General features: G+C 68.9%; 18 protein-coding genes. 8 read left to right on the top strand and 10 right to left on the bottom strand.

From position 1 onward, the window contains the following. The first annotated feature begins 69 nt into the window (after positions 1-69). The 4 genes from ABE424_RS09715 (at position 70) to sppA (ending at position 5,097) form a co-directional block, all read left to right on the top strand. Positions 70-1,074: a hypothetical protein gene (locus ABE424_RS09715; protein WP_346490713.1), complete on the top strand. Its 1,005-nt coding sequence runs from the start codon at positions 70-72 to the stop codon at positions 1,072-1,074. Further along, entirely contained in the window at positions 1,067-1,630 is a 564-nt protein-coding gene (locus ABE424_RS09710) for a DUF3106 domain-containing protein (RefSeq protein WP_346490714.1), read from the top strand. Before ABE424_RS09715 ends, ABE424_RS09710 begins: the two co-directional genes overlap by 8 nt. Before the next feature lie 119 nt (positions 1,631-1,749). Further along, positions 1,750-3,114, top strand: coding sequence for an MATE family efflux transporter (locus ABE424_RS09705; RefSeq protein WP_346490715.1), 1,365 nt, complete (start codon positions 1,750-1,752; stop codon positions 3,112-3,114). A 75-nt stretch (positions 3,115-3,189) separates the two neighbouring features. Then, positions 3,190-5,097, top strand: a complete 1,908-nt coding sequence (gene sppA / locus ABE424_RS09700) for a signal peptide peptidase SppA (RefSeq protein ID WP_176988060.1) — start codon at positions 3,190-3,192, stop codon at positions 5,095-5,097. 73 nt (positions 5,098-5,170) lie between these two features. Here sppA and ABE424_RS09695 read toward each other — a convergent pair whose 3' ends face one another. Continuing rightward, positions 5,171-5,413 (bottom strand): hypothetical protein, encoded by a 243-nt coding sequence (locus tag ABE424_RS09695; RefSeq protein WP_346477803.1) that lies wholly within the window; start codon positions 5,411-5,413, stop codon positions 5,171-5,173. A 154-nt stretch (positions 5,414-5,567) separates the two neighbouring features. Between ABE424_RS09695 and ABE424_RS09690 the strand changes: the two genes are divergently transcribed. Next, on the top strand, positions 5,568-6,344 hold the full coding sequence (locus ABE424_RS09690; RefSeq protein ID WP_019183576.1) for an SDR family oxidoreductase: 777 nt from the start codon (positions 5,568-5,570) through the stop codon (positions 6,342-6,344). Between the two features lie 72 nt (positions 6,345-6,416). On the opposite strand, the gene ABE424_RS09685 is transcribed toward ABE424_RS09690, so the two are convergent. From ABE424_RS09685 to ABE424_RS09645, 9 genes are all read right to left on the bottom strand, one after another. Then, complete coding sequence (locus tag ABE424_RS09685; protein WP_346490716.1) at positions 6,417-7,070, bottom strand: DUF4124 domain-containing protein; 654 nt, start codon at positions 7,068-7,070, stop codon at positions 6,417-6,419. 25 nt (positions 7,071-7,095) lie between these two features. Next, positions 7,096-7,899 (bottom strand): DUF4124 domain-containing protein, encoded by an 804-nt coding sequence (locus ABE424_RS09680; RefSeq protein WP_346490717.1) that lies wholly within the window; start codon positions 7,897-7,899, stop codon positions 7,096-7,098. 43 nt (positions 7,900-7,942) lie between these two features. Continuing rightward, complete coding sequence (locus tag ABE424_RS09675) at positions 7,943-8,503, bottom strand: Sua5/YciO/YrdC/YwlC family protein (protein WP_346490718.1); 561 nt, start codon at positions 8,501-8,503, stop codon at positions 7,943-7,945. A gap of 64 nt (positions 8,504-8,567) precedes the next feature. Beyond that, a complete protein-coding gene (locus ABE424_RS09670; RefSeq protein ID WP_346490719.1) occupies positions 8,568-11,075 on the bottom strand; it encodes a DNA topoisomerase I in 2,508 nt (835 codons plus the stop codon). Positions 11,076-11,269: 194 nt separating this feature from the next. Then, on the bottom strand, positions 11,270-12,178 hold the full coding sequence (locus ABE424_RS09665; protein ID WP_346490720.1) for an RDD family protein: 909 nt from the start codon (positions 12,176-12,178) through the stop codon (positions 11,270-11,272). 45 nt (positions 12,179-12,223) lie between these two features. Then, entirely contained in the window at positions 12,224-12,961 is a 738-nt protein-coding gene (locus tag ABE424_RS09660; RefSeq protein WP_346490721.1) for a GYF domain-containing protein, read from the bottom strand. A gap of 38 nt (positions 12,962-12,999) precedes the next feature. Continuing rightward, a complete protein-coding gene (locus tag ABE424_RS09655) occupies positions 13,000-13,473 on the bottom strand; it encodes a DUF494 family protein (protein ID WP_088433666.1) in 474 nt (157 codons plus the stop codon). Positions 13,474-13,515: 42 nt separating this feature from the next. Next, entirely contained in the window at positions 13,516-14,655 is a 1,140-nt protein-coding gene (gene dprA, locus ABE424_RS09650; protein WP_346490722.1) for a DNA-processing protein DprA, read from the bottom strand. A gap of 74 nt (positions 14,656-14,729) precedes the next feature. Beyond that, positions 14,730-15,860, bottom strand: a complete 1,131-nt coding sequence (locus ABE424_RS09645) for a LysM peptidoglycan-binding domain-containing protein (protein WP_346490723.1) — start codon at positions 15,858-15,860, stop codon at positions 14,730-14,732. Positions 15,861-15,986: 126 nt separating this feature from the next. Between ABE424_RS09645 and def the strand changes: the two genes are divergently transcribed. From def to rsmB, 3 genes are all read left to right on the top strand, one after another. Beyond that, the gene (gene def, locus ABE424_RS09640) at positions 15,987-16,499 is read left to right on the top strand and encodes a peptide deformylase (RefSeq protein WP_176988070.1); all 513 of its coding nucleotides are present in this window, start codon (positions 15,987-15,989) and stop codon (positions 16,497-16,499) included. A 99-nt stretch (positions 16,500-16,598) separates the two neighbouring features. Beyond that, a complete protein-coding gene (fmt, locus tag ABE424_RS09635) occupies positions 16,599-17,522 on the top strand; it encodes a methionyl-tRNA formyltransferase (RefSeq protein WP_179459935.1) in 924 nt (307 codons plus the stop codon). A 1-nt stretch (position 17,523) separates the two neighbouring features. Beyond that, on the top strand, positions 17,524-18,867 hold the full coding sequence (gene rsmB / locus ABE424_RS09630; protein ID WP_346490724.1) for a 16S rRNA (cytosine(967)-C(5))-methyltransferase RsmB: 1,344 nt from the start codon (positions 17,524-17,526) through the stop codon (positions 18,865-18,867). Positions 18,868-18,890: the final 23 nt, after the last annotated feature.

The following is an 18,890-nucleotide window of genomic DNA, read 5'->3' as shown; positions in this document are numbered from 1 at the left end:
GGAAATGAACATCCGCGCGCCGCTGGAGTGACGCAATCGCTATCATTTCCACACAATGATGGAGTTGCTATGACGGCTGCGCCCGCCCCTGTTTCCTCTACCGCAGCCGGCGCGCTGTCGGCGTTTCTCCGTGGCGTTGAACGCCGCGCCCTGGTCGTGGCCGAGCTGCAGTGCGGCGACCCGACCGTCGCCGAGCAGGCCCTGGTCGCGGTCATGCGGGCGTTTGCCGGGATCGCCAGCGACCTGCCCATGGTCCAGTGGCCGGAGCGGTTCTGGTCGCTGCTGGTGCACCGCGCGCCGCTGCGCGCGCCGGCCGCAGGCCGTTGGCCGTCGCCGCTGGAACATCTGGCTGGCCTGACCCCGCCGGCGCGGCTCGCGTTCCTGCTGCGGATCGGTGGCGGTCTGGACGAAGCGGCGGCCGCACAGATCCTGGATCTGCCGATGGCCGATTACCAGCACGCCCTGGCCGATGCCTGCCCCCGCGATGCCCATGGCAACCCGGATGCCGCCGGCTGGCGCGCTCTGGCCGAGCAGGTCCAGCTGCGCATCCGCGATCTGCCCGCCAGCCGGCTGCAGCGCCTGCAGCAACCGGTCGCGGCGCCGGCCAGCCAGCAGCCGGATGCCGCTTCCTGGCGCACCCCGGTCAAGTCCGATGCGCCCGCCCAGCGCCGACCGGTCAGGCGCCCGCGTGGCCGTCGCTTCCCGTGGAAGGGCGTGCTGATCGTGGCTGTCACCGCCGGTGTGCTGCTTGGCGGCGCGGCGTGGTGGAAACACGCGCGCCAGGCCGGCGGGCCCGAGGTGGCGACCCCCGAAGGCGCGGTTGCCGATGCGGGGCCGGTCACCGTGGAAGCGTTGCCTGCCGACGACCTGCCGACCGTGGCCCCGATCGCGTCGCCGTACGCTGCCAGCGATGCGGCAATGCTGGCCGATCCGGACCTGCCGACCGCCCGCGATGCCGATCTGTACGCGTGGTTCGCCGCCGGGGGGCCCGTCCCGGTTGACGAATCCCAGGCCCAGCCCAGCCGCCCCGAACCCGCTACCGCCGGCCTGGAGACGGCTGCCGCCGATGAATAAGCCTGCCTTGCTGCTGATCGCCCTGGGACTGTCGAGCGCCGCCAGCGCCGCCCCCAACCGGGTCGAGGTTCCCCTCGCCGTGCCCGCGCCGACCAGTGCCACCGCGCCGGCCATCCCGGCGACGCCGGCGGCGCTGGACCCGGCCAAGCTGCGCGAGCTGCGCAGCCGCTATGCCGCCTGGCAGGCCATGGGCGAAAGCGAACGTGCCCGCGTCCGTGCCGCCGCGGCGCGGGTTGCGGCGCTGCCCCCGGCCCAGCAGCAGGCGCTGCGCCAGCGTTTCGCCGAGCAGGACCAGCGCTTCCGCGACGGCTGGCTGCTCGGCCCGCAGCTCGGCCACGAGTTCACCAAGCTGCAGGGCCTGTTCGGCTATCTGCCGGCCGAGCAGCGCCCGACCGCGTTGGCGGTGCTGCGCCAGCTCACGCCGTCCCAGCTCACCCAGTTGACTCTGGTCGCCCAGCGCACCCCGCCGCAGGATCGCGACCGCGTCCGCGCCGAGTTCCTCGGGGTGGCCCCGGGTGCGCGCGACAGCTGGCTGCGCGAACACGTCGGCCACTGACGGCATCGCCCCGTTTAGCTGAAAGCGCGGCTTTTCGCCGGCCGCGCGCGTAAGATGTCGGGCCGCAACCCGGTGCCTGTGCCCTCCGCGCGCGACCGCAGTTGCCGTCTGTGACGTCCATGTCTACCGCTTCCTCCACGCCGCGCCTCTCCCGGGAAGTGCGCGCCACCGGTCTGCTCGCGCTGCCGCTGGTTCTGGGCCATGTTTCCACCGGCCTGATCTCCTTCGTCGACAACGTGATCGCCGGTCACCACGGCACCCACACGCTCGCGGCCGTCACCATCGGCACCGCACTGCTGTGGCTGCCGATGCTGATCCCGATCGGCACCCTGATCTCGCTGACCGCCTCGGTCTCGCAGCTGCACGGCGCGGGCCGCGAGCGCGAGATCGGTCCGTTGTTCCGGCAGGCGTTGTGGCTGGCGCTGGGCCTGGGCCTGATCATGTTCACCTTCCTCACGGTGGTGCCGCCGCTGCTTCCGGCGTTCGGCATCGCGCCGGACATCGTGCCCGGCGCGACCGCGTTCCTGCATGCGGTGCGCTGGGGTGGCCCGGCGCTGACGCTGTACTTCTGCATGCGCTACCTGAGCGAGGGCATGCACTGGACGCTGCCGACGATGCTGCTCGGCTTCGGCGGCCTGTTGGTGCTGGCGCCGCTGGGCTACGTGCTCTGCTACGGCAAGCTCGGATTCCCGGAGCTGGGCGCCGAAGGCCTGGGCATGGCCTCGGCGATCATGATGTGGCTGCAGGCGCTGTGCTTCGCCGGGTACCTGTGGAAGACCAAGCGCTTCGCCCACCTGCAGCTGTTCTCGCATTTCGAGGCGCCGCGCTGGAGCGCGATCTGGGACCTGCTGCGGACCGGCCTGCCGATCGGCATCACCGTGCTGATGGAAGGCGGGCTGTTCATCGTCACCGCACTGCTGATCGGTCGCCTCGGCGCCACCGAAGCGGCCTCGCACCAGATCGCGATCAATGTCGCCCAGCTGTGCTTCATGATCCCGATGGGCGTGGCCGAGGCCACCACGGTGCGGGTCGGCCATGCGGTCGGCAGCGGCAACGGGCTGGGCGTGCGCCGGGCGGCGATCGCCGGGTTGCTGATCATCCTGGGCACACAGACGCTGTCGGCGCTGGTGCTGCTGTTCGGCCATGACGCCATCGTCGGCGTCTACACGAACGATCTGGGCGTGGCCGCACTGGCCTCGACCCTGCTGCTGTATGCGGCGGCGTTCCAGTTCCCGGATGGCATCCAGGTGCTCTCGGCCGGCGCGCTGCGCGGGCTCAAGGACACCCGTGTGCCGATGTTCATCGCGATGTTCTCGTACTGGGGGCTGGGCATGCCGCTCGGCGCCGGGCTGGGACTGGGCCTGGGCATGGGCCCGCAGGGCATGTGGCTGGGCCTGATCCTGGGCCTGACCGCCGCTGCCATCCTGATGGCCTGGCGACTGCGCGTGAGCAGCGCCCGCGCCGGGCTCCCTTCGACACCCTGACTTGTGTCCGATGCCGGCGCGCCCGGCACCGGCTATTCTGGCACCACGGCAAGAAGCCACTCTGGAGTTACCCCCATGAACCAACCCGCGCGTCGCAATCCCGTCGCCAGCTTCTTCATCGGGCTGTGGGATGTGATGAACTTTACCCGCCGGCTCATCCTCAACCTGGTGTTCTTCGGCCTGCTGTTCCTGATCCTGATCCTGTTCATCGTCGCGATGGGCAAGAGCGCGACCTCGAAGGCATCGCTGCAGGACCGCACGACCCTGGTGATCGCACCGGAAGGCCGTTTGGTCGAGCAGTTCAGTGCCGATCCGGTCAGCCGCGCGCTGGGCAAGGCGGTCGGTGACAAGGGCGCCGAAGAAATCCAGCTGCGCGATCTGATCCGCGCGCTGGAGGCCGCCAAGACCGACAAGAAGATCGAGCGCGTGGTGCTCGAGCTGGACAAGCTGCAGCCGAGCGGTTTCGCCTCGATGCGCGAAGTGACCGTCGCGCTGCAGGAACTGCGTGCCGCCGGCAAGCAGGTGGTCGCCTTCAGCGAGAACATGAGCCAGTCGCAGTACCTGCTGGCCTCGCAGGCCAATGAGGTCTACCTGGACCCGATGGGCGGCGTGGTGCTCGAGGGCCTGGGCCGCTACCGCCAGTACTTCCGCACCGGCCTGCAGGACAAGCTCGGCGTGGACGTGCACCTGTTCAAGGTGGGCGAGTACAAGTCGGCTGCCGAACCGTACGTGCTGGATGCCGCTTCGCCGCAGGCCAAGGAAGCCGATCTGTTCTGGATGAACGATGTGTGGCAGCGCTACCTGGCCGACATCGCCAAGGCGCGCAAGCTCGACCCGGCACAGTTGGCCGCCGGCATCGACACCATGCCCGAAGGCATCGCCGCCGCCGGTGGCGACCTGGCCAAGTTCGCCCTGCAGCAGAAGCTGGTGGACGGCCTGAAGACGCGCGAGGAAGTGGACACCCTGCTGACCGAACGCGGCATCGCCGACGATGACGCCGACGGTGGCTACCGCAACGTCAACCTCGATGCGTACCTGAGCGTGCTCGACAGCCGTCGCTCGCCGGTGGACTCGCGTCCGCAGGTGGCGGTGATCGTGGCTTCCGGTGAAATCTCCGGCGGCGATCTGCCGGCCGGCCGCATCGGTGGTGAATCGACCTCGGCGCTGCTGCGCGAGGCGCGCGACGACAAGGACGTGAAGGCCGTGGTGCTGCGCGTCAGCTCGCCGGGCGGTGAAGTGTTCGCCTCCGAGCAGATCCGCCGCGAAGTGGTCGCGCTGAAGGAAGCCGGCAAGCCGGTGGTGGTCTCGATGGGCGATCTGGCGGCCTCGGGCGGTTACTGGATCAGCATGAACGCCGATCGCATCTACGCCGACCCGTCCACGATCACCGGTTCGATCGGCATCTTCGGCATGATCCCGAACGTGGCCCGCTCGCTGGACAAGATCGGCGTGCATACCGATGGCGTGGGCACCACCCGCTTCGCCGGTGCGTTCGACATCACCCGCCCGATGGACCCGGCCGTGGGCCAGGTCATCCAGTCGGTGATCAACAAGGGCTACGCCGATTTCACCGGCAAGGTCGCCGCCGCGCGCAACAAGCCGGTGGAAGCGGTCGATGAAGTCGCCCGGGGTCGTGTGTGGAGCGGTGCGCAGGCCAAGGAACGCGGCCTGGTCGATGAGTTCGGTGGTCTGAAGACCGCCGTCGCCGATGCCGCCAGCCGCGCCAAGCTCGGTGAGGCCGGCAAGTTCCGCGTGCGCTACATCGAGAAGGCGGCCACGCCGTTCGCGCAGTTCCTCAGCGGCTTCGCCGGCAGCCATGCCGGTGCCTGGATGCTGGGCGAGTCGGGCATGGCCCGTCTGATGCTGGCCCGTTCGATGCCGGAGCTGGATACCCAGCTGCGCTTCGTCGAAGACGCCGCACGTGACCCGCGCAACAACGCCGCGCCGGTCAAGACGCTGGTGTACTGCTTCTGCGGTCTGTAAGCGGGCTCAGCGGCACCATGTGACACCCGAACGCCCGGCCTGTGCCGGGCGTTCTGCTATCCGGCCGGTGGGGTCACGGGCTGGGCTCGGGCGGTGGCGTGTCACCGCTGGCGCGATCGGCTTCGGCGGCGCGGGCGTCGGCGGACTGCTGCAGGGTGTCGCTGACCGACCGGGCGCGGTCGATCGGTTTCTGGATTGCATCGCGCAGTTCGGTGGCCTGCGGTTCCGGCGGTGTATCCGGTGCCGGCGGCACCGGGCGGTTGCAGGCGCTCAGCGCGATCATCGCGAGCAGCGGCAGGGCAATACGGATCGTCATGGCAACCTCCCTCGTTGAGCCGGTAGCGGAGGACCAGTGTCCCACCGCCTCGCGCATCGCGCGTGATGGCCGCCGGTGCGCGGGCCATCGCGCGTTATCCTATCCGGGCAGCACCGTGGGTGCCGCATTCCATGGATCACTGCAGGAGAAGGGCGTGAGCGCGCAACGTTGGCGACTGGATGGACAGACCGCATTGATCACCGGCGCCAGTGCCGGCATCGGCTTGGCGATCGCACGCGAACTGCTGGGCTTCGGTGCGGACCTGCTGATCGTCGGCCGCGATGCCGATGCCCTGGAAATGGCCCGCGACGAACTGGCCGACGCCTTCCCTGACCGGGAGATCCACGGCCTGGCCGCCGACGTCTCCGATGACGAGGATCGTCGCGAGATCCTGGACTGGGTGGAAGACCACAGCGATGGCCTGCACATCCTGGTCAACAACGCCGGGGGCAACATCAGCAAGCCGGCCACCGAATACACCGAAGACGAATGGCGCGGGATCTTCGAGACCAATCTGTTCTCGGCGTTCGAGCTGTCGCGCTACGCGCACCCGCTGCTGGCCCGGCACGCGGCCTCGGCGATCGTCAATGTGGGCAGCGTCTCCGGCCTGACCCATGTACGCAGTGGTGCGGTGTACGGCATGACCAAGGCCGCGATGCACCAGATGACCCGCAACCTGGCCGTGGAATGGGCCGAGGACGGCATCCGCGTGAACGCCGTGGCGCCGTGGTACATCCGCACCCGGCGCACCTCCGGGCCGTTGTCCGATCCGGATTACTACGAGCAGGTGATCGATCGCACCCCCATGCGCCGCATCGGCGAACCGGAAGAGGTGGCTGCGGCCGTGGGCTTCCTGTGCCTGCCGGCGTCCAGCTACGTCACCGGCGAGTGCATCGCGGTGGATGGCGGGTTCCTGCGCTACGGGTTCTGAGCCGGCCAGCGGCCGGCACTACCGGTCACAGGGTGCGCGGCAGTACGCGGTCATGGCATACGGTGGATCCAGTCACGGCAGCGGGCAATCGCTCTCGGCCAACACCGCTTCCAGGCGCGCGCGCTCGGCGGTCGCGGCGGCCTGATTCTCGGGCGCGGCGAAACGCTCGCGGCCGCGCGCATCGCGGAAGCGCTGCTGCCAGCTGCTGCAGCGCTGGGCCTCCGCCACCGGCGCGCAGACATCGCGCACGACTTCGCAGCTGGCCGCATTGCTCGGCGCGCTGCTGCCGCCCAGGCCGGTGATGGCCAGCGACTCGCAGCGCGACGGCGCCGGTTCGCGTTCGTGCAGGTAGCGGTTGCCCTCGGCGGAGACGCACTGATAGATCTCCGGCAATGGGGGCTTCGCCGGCACGGTGTCGTCGGGCCCGGCCGTCGGCGCTTCCGGGCGCAGCGCGGCGCTGTCGAGCAGGCCGCTGTCCTCGTCACCTTCCTGCGGCAACGGCGGCATGGTGTGACGGGAGGGGGGTGCGACCGGCGCGGACGGCACGTCGGCCGGTGCGCGGGCCGGTGCGCTGATCCGCTGGATGCGCTGCTCGCTCCCGGCCGGGCAGGCCACGCTCTGGATGGTCAGGTTGCCGCCCGCATCGGTGCAGCGGAAGAACACCGCATCGTCGGCAGCCGCCGGCAGGGGCACGAGCAACAAGAGCAGCAGGAACCGTCGTTTCATCGCATCAGTGTAGAGCGCAGCGCGCTCAGTGGCCGCCGCAGTCCTGGTCAAGGCGTGCATCGATCCCGCGCTGCTCGCGGGTGAGCGCGTCGCGCTCGCCCTGCAGCGCGCTGTTGTAGCGGCGGATCAGGTCCCAGCGCCGGTCCTTCAGCCGCGAGCAGACTTCCTGCGCGGGCAGCGCATGGCATTCGTCGCGGACCAGCACGTTGCCGGCCGGTACCACCACGTTGGTGCCCAGCCCCGGATGCGGATAGCCACCGCCCTGCCAGTGCGAACTGCCCCCGCCGATGCTGATGCTGCCGCCGCCCCGCGTGCCGCCGCCGGTCACCGACACCGCGCCACCGCTGCTGCTGACCGAGCCACTGCCCATCGGTGCGATGGGGGGCAGCGGACGCGGTGGCGGGTAGCCGCCCGGGGGCGGCCGCGGTCCGGATGGATAGGGCAGATAGGCATTGGTCCAGATCGGCACCCAGCGCGGATTGCCCTCGCTGCTGTCGCTGACGTAAGTGTCGCCCTCGCTGGTCGTGCATTCGTACATCGGCTGCGGCGGCTGTACATGCACGTAGCGCACTTCGCGTTCGGGCGCGCGCGGGGCCGGCGCCGGGTCGGGCGTACGGTCGCTGCGCACCACCTGCGGCGCCGGGTCGCGCGGGCGCTGCAGGTCGCGGACTTCCTGCCGGCCTTCGCGACACGGTGCGTCCTGCAGCGAGACGGCGCCGTTGCTGCCCACGCAGCGGTAGACGCGCACATTGTCGGTCTGCGCCGCGGCGGGCACGACAGGGCTCAGCAGTGCGAGCAGGGACAACCACAGGGCAGGGCGCAGGGTCATGCGCGCAGTGTGCGGGTTTGGCCGCCGCGGCGCAAAAGCCGGCTCAGCTGCGCAACACCTGGCCGCTGAGCGCATCGCGGATCGGCGTGGGTTGCGCCAGGCCACCGGTGTGGCCGTCGATCAGGCCATCGAGCAGGGCCAGCAGGCGCGGGTCCAGCTCTTCGCGGGTGCGGGCCGGTGGCTCGCCGGCGAGGTTGGCGCTGGTGGAGACCAGTGGCCCGCCCCAGGCCCGGCACAGCGCGGCAACCAGCGGGTGTGCGCTGATCCGCACCGCGATGCCGCTGTGCTCGCCGGTGATCCAGCGTGGCGCACGTGTGCCGGCCGGCAGGATCCAGGTGTTGGCGCCGGGCCAGCTGGCCAGCACCACGTCCTGGCGGTCCCGCGGCAGGGCATCCATGCGCACCCAGCCGTCCAGCTGGGCCGGATCGGCGGCGACCAGGATCATGCCCTTCTCGACCGGGCGCTGTTTGAGCTGCAGCAGCTTCATCACCGCCGCCTCGTGCGCGGGATCGCAGCCCAGGCCCCAGACCGCTTCGGTGGGATAGGCGATCACCCCGCCGGCGCGCAGCGCAGGCAGGGCGGTGTCCACTGTGAGTTCGTTCATGACAGGCGGGCCGGATGCATGGCCCGCATTATCCTCCCGCCGTGGCGGGAAGGGTCAACCAGGCTCAGGGAGCCGCGACCTTCTTGACGGCCTTCTTCACGGTCTTCTTGGCCGCTTTCTTGGTGGCCTTCTTCGCCGTGGCCTTCTTCGCGACCTTCTTCACCGCGGCCTTCTTGGTGGCGGTCTTCTTGGTCGCTTCGCCCGCGGCGGCTTTCTTGGCCGGTGCCTTCTTGGCCACGACCTTCTTCGCGGCCTTCTTGCCGAAGCCCTTGCGCACCGGCTTGCCGGTGTCTTCCATCAGCTTCTGCACTTCCGCCAGGGTCAGCGACGCGGGTTCGCGATCCTTCGGAATCTTGCCGTTCATCTTGCCGTCGCTGATGTACGGGCCGAAGCGGCCGTTGAGGACCTGGATCTCGCTGCCCTCGAACTCCTTGATGATCCGGTTGCGCGCGATCTCTTCCTTCTCTTCGATCAGGAACACGGCGCGGGCCAGGTCGATGGTGTACGGGTCGTCTTCCTTCTTCAGCGAGGCATAGGTGCTGCCGCGCTTGGCGAACGGACCGAAGCGACCGATGCCGACGCTGACATCCTCATCTTTGTCCTGGCCGAGCGCGCGCGGCATCAGGAACAGCTCCAGCGCGTCTTCCAGGGAGATGGTGTGCATCGACTGGCCCGGGCGCAGCGAGGCGAACTTGGGCTTGTCCTCGGCGTCCTCGGCAGTGCTGCCGATTGCCGCGTACGGCCCGAAACGGCCCAGGCGCACGCTGACCGGCTTGCCGGTCTTGGGGTCGGTACCGAGCTCGCGCGCGCCACTGGCTTCGGCGCGGTCGACCGATTCGTTCTTTTCGCCGACCAGCTTGTGGAACGGTTCCCAGAACCGTGCCATCAGCGGGATCCAGTCTTCCTCGCCCCGCGACACCGCATCGAGCTCGTCTTCGAGCTTGGCGGTGAAGTCGTAATCCACGTACTGGGTGAAGTGGCTGGACAGGAACTTGGACACCGCACGGCCCACGTCGGACGGGCGGAAGCTGCGGCCTTCCATTTCCACGTATTTGCGGAACAGCAGGGTCTGGATGATCGAGGCGTAGGTCGAGGGACGGCCGATGCCGTACTCCTCGAGCGCCTTGACCAGCGCCGCTTCGGTGAAGCGCGGCGGCGGCTGGGTGAAGTGCTGTTCGGCCAGGATGCGCTCGAGCGGCACGCGGTCGCCGGGCTTCATCGCCGGCAGCTTGCGGCCTTCATCGTCGTCCTCGGCGCTCTTGTTGTCCTTGCCTTCCTCGTACACGGCGAGGAAGCCGGGCACGACCACGGTGGTGCCGCTGGCGCGGAACACGTGCTCGCTGCCGGCCGAGAGGTCCACGCTGACGGTGTTGAGCGTGGCCGGGATCATCTGGCAGGCGACGGCGCGCTTCCAGATCAGCTCGTACAGCTTGCGCTCGTCATCGGTGAGGAAGCGCGCCACCTGGGCAGGCGTGCGCAGCGCCGAGGTCGGGCGCACGGCTTCGTGGGCTTCCTGGGCGTTCTTGGATTTGGTCTGGTAGGTGTTCGGCTGGTCCGGCAGCGAGCCGATGCCGTAATCGCGCGCGATCACGTCGCGGATCTCGGCCAGCGCGTCCTGCGAGAGGTTCACCGAGTCGGTACGCATGTACGAGATCAGGCCGACGGTGCCTTCTTCCTCACCGATCGCCATGCCTTCGTACAGCTTCTGCGCGACCTGCATGGTCTTGCGCGTGGTGAAGCCGAGCTTGCGCGAGGCTTCCTGCTGCAGCGTGGAGGTGGTGAACGGCGGGGCCGGGCGGCGCTTGCGCTCCTTGCTGACCACGTCGGTGACATGCAGGGCGCCCTGGGCGGCCTGCTGGATGCGCATGCGCGCGGCCTCGGCGGTGTCGCCGTCGGTCACGGTGAACTGTTCGAACTTTTGACCGTCCAGCTTGATCAGGCGCGCATTGAAGTGCTGCGAGGGATGCGCGCACAGCGCATCGATGCTCCAGTACTCGCGGGCGATGAAGGCTTCGATCTCTTCTTCGCGCTCGACGATCATGCGCAGCGCCGGGCTCTGCACGCGGCCGGCGGACAGGCCGCGCTGCACCTTGCGCCACAGCACCGGGGACAGGTTGAAACCGACCAGGTAGTCCAGCGCGCGGCGCGCCTGCTGGGCATCGACCAGGTCGCCGGCGATCTCGCGCGGGTGGCCCATCGCTTCCTTGATGGCGCGCGGGGTGATCTCGGTGAAGACCACGCGCTGCATCGGCTTGTCCTTGACCAGCCCGCGTTCCTTCAGGATTTCCGCGATGTGCCAGCTGATCGCTTCACCCTCGCGATCCGGATCGGTCGCCAGGAAGATGTCGTCGGCGGTTTTGGCCGCCTTGACGATGGCATCGACATGCTTCTCGTTCTTCTCGATGAGGTCGTAGCGCATCGCGAAGTTGTTGTCGGGATCGACCGCGCCTTCCTTGGGCACCAGGTCACGCACATGCCCATACGAGGCCAGGACAGTGAAGTCCTTGCCGAGGTATTTGTTGATCGTCTTGGCCTTGGCGGGCGATTCGACGATGAGCAGGTGCTTGGGCATGGCGTCAGGATTCTATGGGCAGGGCCCCGGGGAGGGCCGCTAGGGTGGAGCAAATGGCCGCATTAGTGAAGCGGCGCGGGCGATATACATAAACCGAACGCCCGGGGGTGGGCCGGGCGTTCAGCTTTCTGCCTATTAGTGGAATCACGCCGGGACCGCTCATGTCAAGCGGCCCGATGTGAGGATGGCTCAGATCAGGACATCGAGGCGATCACGCCGATCATGGCGATCATCACGCCGAACAGGGCCACCACGGCCAGTGCGGCGATGACCAGGATCACGATGGTGACCGTGCCCAGGCCGCGCTGCTGCAGCTCGGGATGCTCGGTGAAGGCCCACTTGTCCACCACCAGGGTGTCGCACATCATGTCGTGCAGCGCCTGCTTGCGCTCGGTGAAGGCGGCCATGATGAAACCGATCATCAGGATCAGGCTGCTGACGATGGTCGCCAGGTAGCGGCAGAAAGCCCGCAGGAAGCTGATCCGCTCGCCATTGCCGCGCACCACCTTGATGCCGACCGCCATCTTGCCCAGCGTGGCCCCGCCGCGCGAGGCGTGGAAGCCGGCGTAGTAACCGATGCTGATGACCAGGCTGAGCAGCATCACCACCAGCGTCAGCGCGACCTGCACGCCTTCGTTGCCCGAGCTGGCGCCCATCACGTTGATGATCATGCTCAGCGGCAGGGTGACCACGGTGAGCAGGATGTAATCGATGAAGTAGGCGGCGTAGCGCTTCCAGAAACCGGCGTAGACCACGTCCTGGCCGTCGACCACGGCCGAACCGGCATAACCGGTGGCCGCGGCAGGCGCGGTATACGGCGAGTAGGTGCCGCCACCGGTGCCCGGCAGCGGCGCGGTGCCGTTGTCGATCGCGGTGTAATCCCCGCGCAGATCGATGCCGTTGCCGAGGTTGCTGGCGGCCGAGGCCAGGTTCTGCAGCTGCAGCTCATCGACGGCCTCGGACAGCGGCGCCCACTGCGCGAACCCCTCGCGCCACACCAGCGTAGCCAGGGTGATGTCACCCCGCTGGAAGCGCTGGCGCATGTCCTCTGCGCCCAGCGGTCCCTGACGTTCCTGGCCATCGGCGAAATACCACTCAGTCATTGCTTCAATCCCCTGTTGGGTGCATCCATGGACATGCGTCCGTTATCAGCCGCGGCATTCCAGCGGCAGGTACTTGTCATCGGGTTCGCCGCTGCATTCCCAGTGCCCGGTGCCGTTGTAGTCCAGCCACAGCAGCTTGCCGTCCAGCGGGGTGCTGCCCGGGACGGTCAGCTCGGCTTCCACGCCGCAGTGGCCGTTGTCGAAGCGACCGATGCGCACCGCACCGATGGCACCGTCGGCATAGCTTTCGGCCGGCTGGAAGCCTTCGTCATCGTTGACCGGGCAGCGCCCGTACTCGTCGTGGAATCCAGCCACCGCAAGCTTGATCGGAGCCAGCGTCACCAGCGCCTCGCTGGTCTTGGAACGCGCGACGTACTCCTGATAGACCGGCAGGGCGATCGCCGCGAGTACCGCGCCGATGATCACGACCAGCACCCCGATTACGCCCGCGATGATGCCCACGATCGCGCAGCCGCTCAGTCCCTTGCGGGGCGGCGGAACGGCGACGGGAGGGTCGGGAGTGGCGGGAACGGCCGGTGTGGCGGGAAGCGCCGGCGGCACGGCGGGGCCGGGCTCCGGGGTTTCCACGGTGTCAGCGACAGGGGGGATGTCCAGGCCGATCTCGGCCGCCACCGTTTCCAGCGGCTGCCACTGGGCCATGCCGTCGCGCCAGACCAGCGTATCCAGCGCGATGCGGCTGGAGCGGTAAAGCGCGATCAGTTCGTCAGCAGGCAGCGGACCGCGCTGCTGACTGTTTCCTTCTGCAAAGAACCACTGGTCCACGGGCCCGCTCCTGAATGCGCAAGGCGCTCAGTGTACGGTCAGTGAAGCGGTTCCGGCTCGTCCACGAACATCTGGGTTTCCATCCAGGCGTACGCGGCCTCGGCCCCGGGCTGGTTGAACAGCACCATCAGCACGACCCACTTGAGGTCGTCCAGGTCCAGTTCGTCCTGGTCCAGCGCCATCGCCCGGTCCAGCACCAGCTCGCGCTGGCTGGCGTCGAGGATGCCGTGCTGCTCCAGGAACATCAGGAAGCCGCGGCCTTCCACGTCGAGCTTGTCCAGCTCGGGGCCATGGAAAATCCGCACCGGGCCATTGACGCGGCCCAGCACGACGGCCGGCCGCTGCTCGGCGAGCGCGTCCAGCCAATCGAAGGCTTTGTTGATCTCGGTGGGGCTGAAGCCAGCCTGGATCAGGCCGTTCTGGAGGGAGTCGCGGTCGCGGATGAGGTCCGCGTCTTCGCTGAAATAGTGTTCGAACAGGTACAGCAGGACATCCAGAATGCTCTCTTTCATTGCCCCTCGGCCTGCGTCAACGACGCTGTGGAGGTGAAGAAACTAGGGTTTTCGACAGTAGCGACCATGGGCGGCCATTACCTTTCCATCCAGTTCCATGACCAGCAGCATGGCCGACAGCTGGGCCGCCGTCAATCCGCTGCGCTGGATCAATGAATCCATACCCGTTGGGTCGTGATCCAGGGCTTTCCACAAGCACTGGTAGTCCGGGTCGGTGTAGGAAGGGGCGCGCTCGGGCGCCGGTCGTGCCTGTTCAGTGGGGGCGTCCAACCGGGTTCGCAAGGCCCCGGCGAGGGTCTGGGCCAGGGCAGCCAGGCCGGCAGTCACCTCGGCCGGTTCCTCGACCAGGGCCGCGCCCTGCCGGATCAGCCGGTGGCAGCCGCGGGCCCGCGGGTTGCGGATCGAGCCGGGCAGGGCGAACACCTCGCGGCCCGCTTCGGCGGCGCAGCGGGCGGTGATCAGCGCGCCCGAGCGCTGGGCGGCCTCGATCACCACGGTGCCGAGGCTGAGCCCGGCGATGATCCGGTTGCGCGCGGGAAAATGCGCCTGGGTCGCCGGCATGCCCGGTGCGTATTCGCTGACCACGGCCCCGATAGCGGCGATCCGTTCATGCAGGGCGGCATGCCGGGGCGGATAGGTCTGGTCCAGGCCGGTGGCGACGACGGCCACGGTCATGCCACCGGTCACCTGCAGCGCGCCGTCATGGGCCTGGGCGTCGACCCCGGTCGCCAGCCCGCTGATGACCGACCAGCCGTCCGCGGCCAGCGCGGTGGCGAAGTCATGCGCGTGCTCGCGACCGCCGGGGGAGGGCGAACGGCTGCCGACCACCGCCACGGCCGGATGCCAGAGCCGCGCCGGGTCGCCGTCGACGAACAGTGCCACCGGCGGCTCCTCGATCTGGGCCAGCAGGGCCGGGTAGTCCGGATCGGTCAGTGCGAGCAGGTGATGGCGGTCATCGACCAGCCAGGCCAGGGCATGCGCCAGATAGCGCTCGTCCGGCAGGGCCAGCCGGGCGCGTTGCGCGGGCGTGCAGCCGGCGGCCCGCCAGGCGGTCGGGCCGGCCCGCAGCGCCGCTGCGGCATCCGGAAACCGGCGCAGCAGGCGCAGGCGGGGCGGCAGCGCACCGCCGGCCAGGACCAGGGTGAGCAGGGCAGTGGACGAGGCCAGGCAGGGAATACGCATCCCTGCAGCGTGCGGCGCAGACGACGACGGCGCCCTAGGGCGCCGTCGAATGGAAGCGTAGGACTCTGCCGCGCTTACTGCTTATCGGGATGCAGTGCCGAATAGCCGACCTTGACCGGCTTGATCCCTTCCATCACCAGCGCGTAGCTGACGTTCTCGAAGGTGCGGAACACCATCGCGTGGGCGGCGTACTCGTCCGGCAGGGTGACCCGGCCGGCGCCGCTGGTCAGCGAATCGTCCATGCGCGACGAGTTCGGGTAGTCCATGCGGTGGGCCACATGGCGGCCCTGGCGCCACAGCGAGAACACCGTGCCGTTGTCGACCCCGTTGGCGCTGCCGGCGGAGATCGCGATCACGTCGCGTGGGCCGCCTGCCGTGAAGGTGTCGGCCACCGCCAGCACGCGGACATCCAGATCGGCGGTCTGCGGGGCGGGCACGTGCGGCACGAACTGCAGGTCGTAGGGGCGGGCCTCGACCGGGACCAGGCGGTCGCCGGCGCGGACTTCACGGCCGTCGACCTGGCCCTGCAGCACCAGCGAGGTCACCTCGACGTTGCCGCTCTGCACACGGCTCACCGTACCGACATTGATCTGGGCCAGTTCGTAGCCCAGCGTCTGGTGGCGCTTGCTCGGCACGATGAAGACCTTCCAGACGTTGCCGCTGCCGGGCGTGGTATCGCCGCGGGCGTTCAGGTCTTCGGTCGGCTTGGGCAGGGCGTACTGCACGGTCGGCCGGACCACGGCGTAGCGCTGGCCGACCTGGGCATTCTCCAGGCCCCGCACGTAGGCGGTCTGGCCGGTGGTGGCGCGCAGGCGGTTGTCTTCCAGATTGACCACGTAGGGCAGCGACTTGACCTCGTCGACCACGCTCAGCTGCTTCAGGAAGGGCTCGACCTGCTCCAGCGGGACGCCGTTGATCGGGGCCTCCTGGCGCGGGCCGGGCTGGGCCACGACGCGGTCCAGATAGGCCAGGCTCAGCACGTCACCCGGGTAGATCAGGTGCGGATTCTTGACCTGCGGGTTGGCCTGCCAGATCTCCGGCCACAGCCAGGGCTTCTGCAGGAAACGCGCCGAGATGTCCCACAGCGTGTCCCCTTTGCGCACGACATAGGTATCCGGGTGCCCGCCATTCATTTCCACGGCGGTAGCATAGGTAGCGACGGTCAGCATCGCTACGGCGACGACCGTACGAGTTCGTTCAAACATAGATGTGGTGCCTGATTCCCCAACAGGTTCGCGCACTATAGTCCAGAAACCGGGGCGCGGGGCAAGCGTTGGCGATAGAATCGCCGTGTACGCCGCTTCGACCGGCGCCCCCTACCGGTATTTGCCATGGCTCTCCTGCCCATTCTCGAATTTCCCGATCCGCGCCTGCGTACCAAGGCCGCGTTGATGGATGCCGCCGACGTGACCACGCCGGCGTTCCAGACCCTGATCGACGACATGTTCCACACCATGTACGACGCCCCGGGCATCGGCCTGGCCGCCAGCCAGGTCGACGTGCACAAGCGTTTCATGGTGATCGACGTCAGTGAGGAGAAGGACACCCCGATGGTGTTCATCAACCCGGAGATCGTCGCCAACGAAGGCGGCCAGGTCTACCAGGAAGGCTGCCTGTCGGTCCCGGGCATCTTTGCCGACGTCACCCGCGCCAACCAGATCACCGTGCGCTACCTGGACCGCCACGGCGTGGCCCAGGAGCTGACCACCGATGGCGTGCTCGCCGTGTGCGTGCAGCACGAGATGGACCACCTGGACGGCAAGCTGTTCATTGATTACCTCTCGCCGCTCAAGCGCGAAATGGTGCGCAAGAAGCTGGCCAAGCAGCGCAAGCACGTTGCCTGAGGTGTCTGCAGAGACCGCCGCGCGGGTTGACCGCGCGACGGTGCCTGTCGCGCGGCGCCGGACATCGGCGCCGTTTTACGTTCTGTTAGTGGGGTCGCCATGAAGATTGTCTTTGCCGGTACGCCGGCGTTCGCCGTGTCCTCGCTGCGTGCCGCAGCCCGCCACCATGAAGTGGTCGCGGTGTATACGCAGCCTGATCGTCCTGCGGGCCGTGGCCGAGGCCTGGCGCCGTCGCCGGTCAAGCTGGAGGCGATCGCACGCGGCATCCCGGTGTTCCAGCCGGACAGCCTGAAGACCCCCGAAGCCCAGCAGCAGCTGCGCGATCTGGCACCGGACCTGATGGTGGTGGTGGCCTATGGCCTGATCCTGCCCAAGGCCGTACTGACCATCCCGACCCACGGCTGCTGGAACGTACATGCCTCGTTGCTGCCGCGCTGGCGCGGTGCCGCGCCGATCCAGCGTGCGATCCAGGCCGGCGACGCCGAGACCGGCGTGTGCCTGATGCAGATGGAAGCGGGGCTGGATACCGGCCCGGTACTGCTGAAGCAGCACATCGCGATCGGCCCCAACGATACCGGCGGCCAGCTGCACGACCGCCTGGCCGCGCTGGGCGAGCAGGTGTTGTCCGATGGCCTGGGCCTGCTGCGTGCCGGCATCAAGCCGATCGCGCAGCCGCAGCCCGAGGCCGGCGTCACCTACGCACACAAGCTGGACAAGGCCGAAGCCCGCCTGGACTGGGCGCAGGACGCCCACGCGCTGGCGCGGACCGTGCGTGCCTTCAATCCCTGGCCGATCGCCGAGGCGATGCTGGCCGGCGAGCGCGTGCGCATCCACGGCGCGATCGCGCTGGATGACAACCAGGGCAAGGCCCCGGGCACGCTGCTGGGCGCGTCGCGCGACGGCATCGACATCGCCTGCGGCCAGGGCGCGCTGCGCCTGCGCGTGCTGCAGCGCGAGGGCGGCAAGGCGATCACGGCCGCCGACTACCTCAATGCCCGTCGCGACCTCGGCGTGGGTGCCTGAGATGACCAACGTGCGCTCCGGCAAGCCTGCAGGCCCCTACACCGCCCATACCGCCCCCGGCGTGCCCACCCGCGTGCTGGCCGCGCGCGTGCTGGCCCAGGTGATCGGCCGTGGCCGCTCGCTCAAGGCCGAACTGGCCACCGCCCTGCCGACCCTGGATGACAGCCGCGACCGCGCGCTGCTCGAGGCGCTGTGCTTTGCGGTGCTGCGTCGTCGCGCCGCCTATGACGCCGCGCTGGCGCAGTGGATGCCGCGGCCGCTGGGCGTGCGTGAGGACGAACTGCGCGCGCTGCTGCTGGTCGGCTTCGCGCAGCTGGATGCGCTGGAGCTGCCGGCGCACGCCGCGCTGTCGGCCACGGTCGACGCCGCGCGTGCGATGGGCCGTGATCGCCAGGCCGGCATGGTCAATGCCCTGCTGCGCCGCGCCCAGCGCGAAGGCATTCCGCCGCTGCCCGCGCGCGATGCCTTCCCACTGTGGATGGCCGAGAAGATCGAGCAGGATTGGCCGGAGGAGGCCGATGCCGTGTTCAGCGCCAGCCTGCAGGCCGCGCCGCTGTGGCTGCGGGTCAACCGCCAGCACAGCAGCCGCGAGGCGATGCTGCAACAGCTGGAGGCGGCAGGTATCGCGGCCGAGCCCTCGAGCGTGGGGGCTGATGCGATCCGTCTGCCGGTGCCCGTCGCCGTGTCCGCGCTGCCCGGCTTCGCCGATGGCGCGCTGTCGGTGCAGGATCTGTCCGCCCAGCAGGTCGCCGATGCGCTGGCGCCGCGCCCGGGCTCGCGGGTGCTGGATGCCTGCGCCGCACCGGGCGGCAAGGCCGCACATCTGCTGGAGCGCGATCCGACCCTGCAGCTGCTGGCGTTGGATATCGATGCGCGCCGGCTCAAGCGCATCAGCGAAACGTTCGTGCGTACCGGCGTCGGCCAGAACGCGAAGGTGCTCGCGGGTGACGCGACGGATCCGGCCAGCTGGTGGGACGGGCAGTTGTTCGACACCATCCTGCTCGATGCGCCCTGTTCGGCCACCGGCATCATCCGCCGGCAGCCGGATGTGCTGGCGCATCGCCGTGCGACCGACATCGAGGCGCTGATGGCCTTGCAGGCCCGCCTGCTGGATGCCTGCTGGACGATGCTTACCCCGGGCGGAACCCTGCTGTATGCGACATGCTCGATCCTGCGCGATGAAAACCAGTTCCAGGTCGAAGCCTTCCTGCAGCGCACCCGGGACGCGGGCTTCCTGCCGCTGGGAGAGGCGTATGGCCACGATTCGTGGGCCGGGCGCCAGCGCCTGCCCGGTGAGGACGGTGCTGACGGCTTCTTCTATGCGCGTCTGCTAAAGAAGGGTTGAACCGAACCCGGCTAGAATCCCGC

This window comes from Stenotrophomonas sp. TWI1149, assembly GCF_039673155.1.
Taxonomy (GTDB): Bacteria; Pseudomonadota; Gammaproteobacteria; order Xanthomonadales; family Xanthomonadaceae; genus Stenotrophomonas; species Stenotrophomonas maltophilia_AA.
Note: the sequence above shows the minus strand (reverse complement) of the source record. Positions and strands in the feature narration are given on the sequence as shown.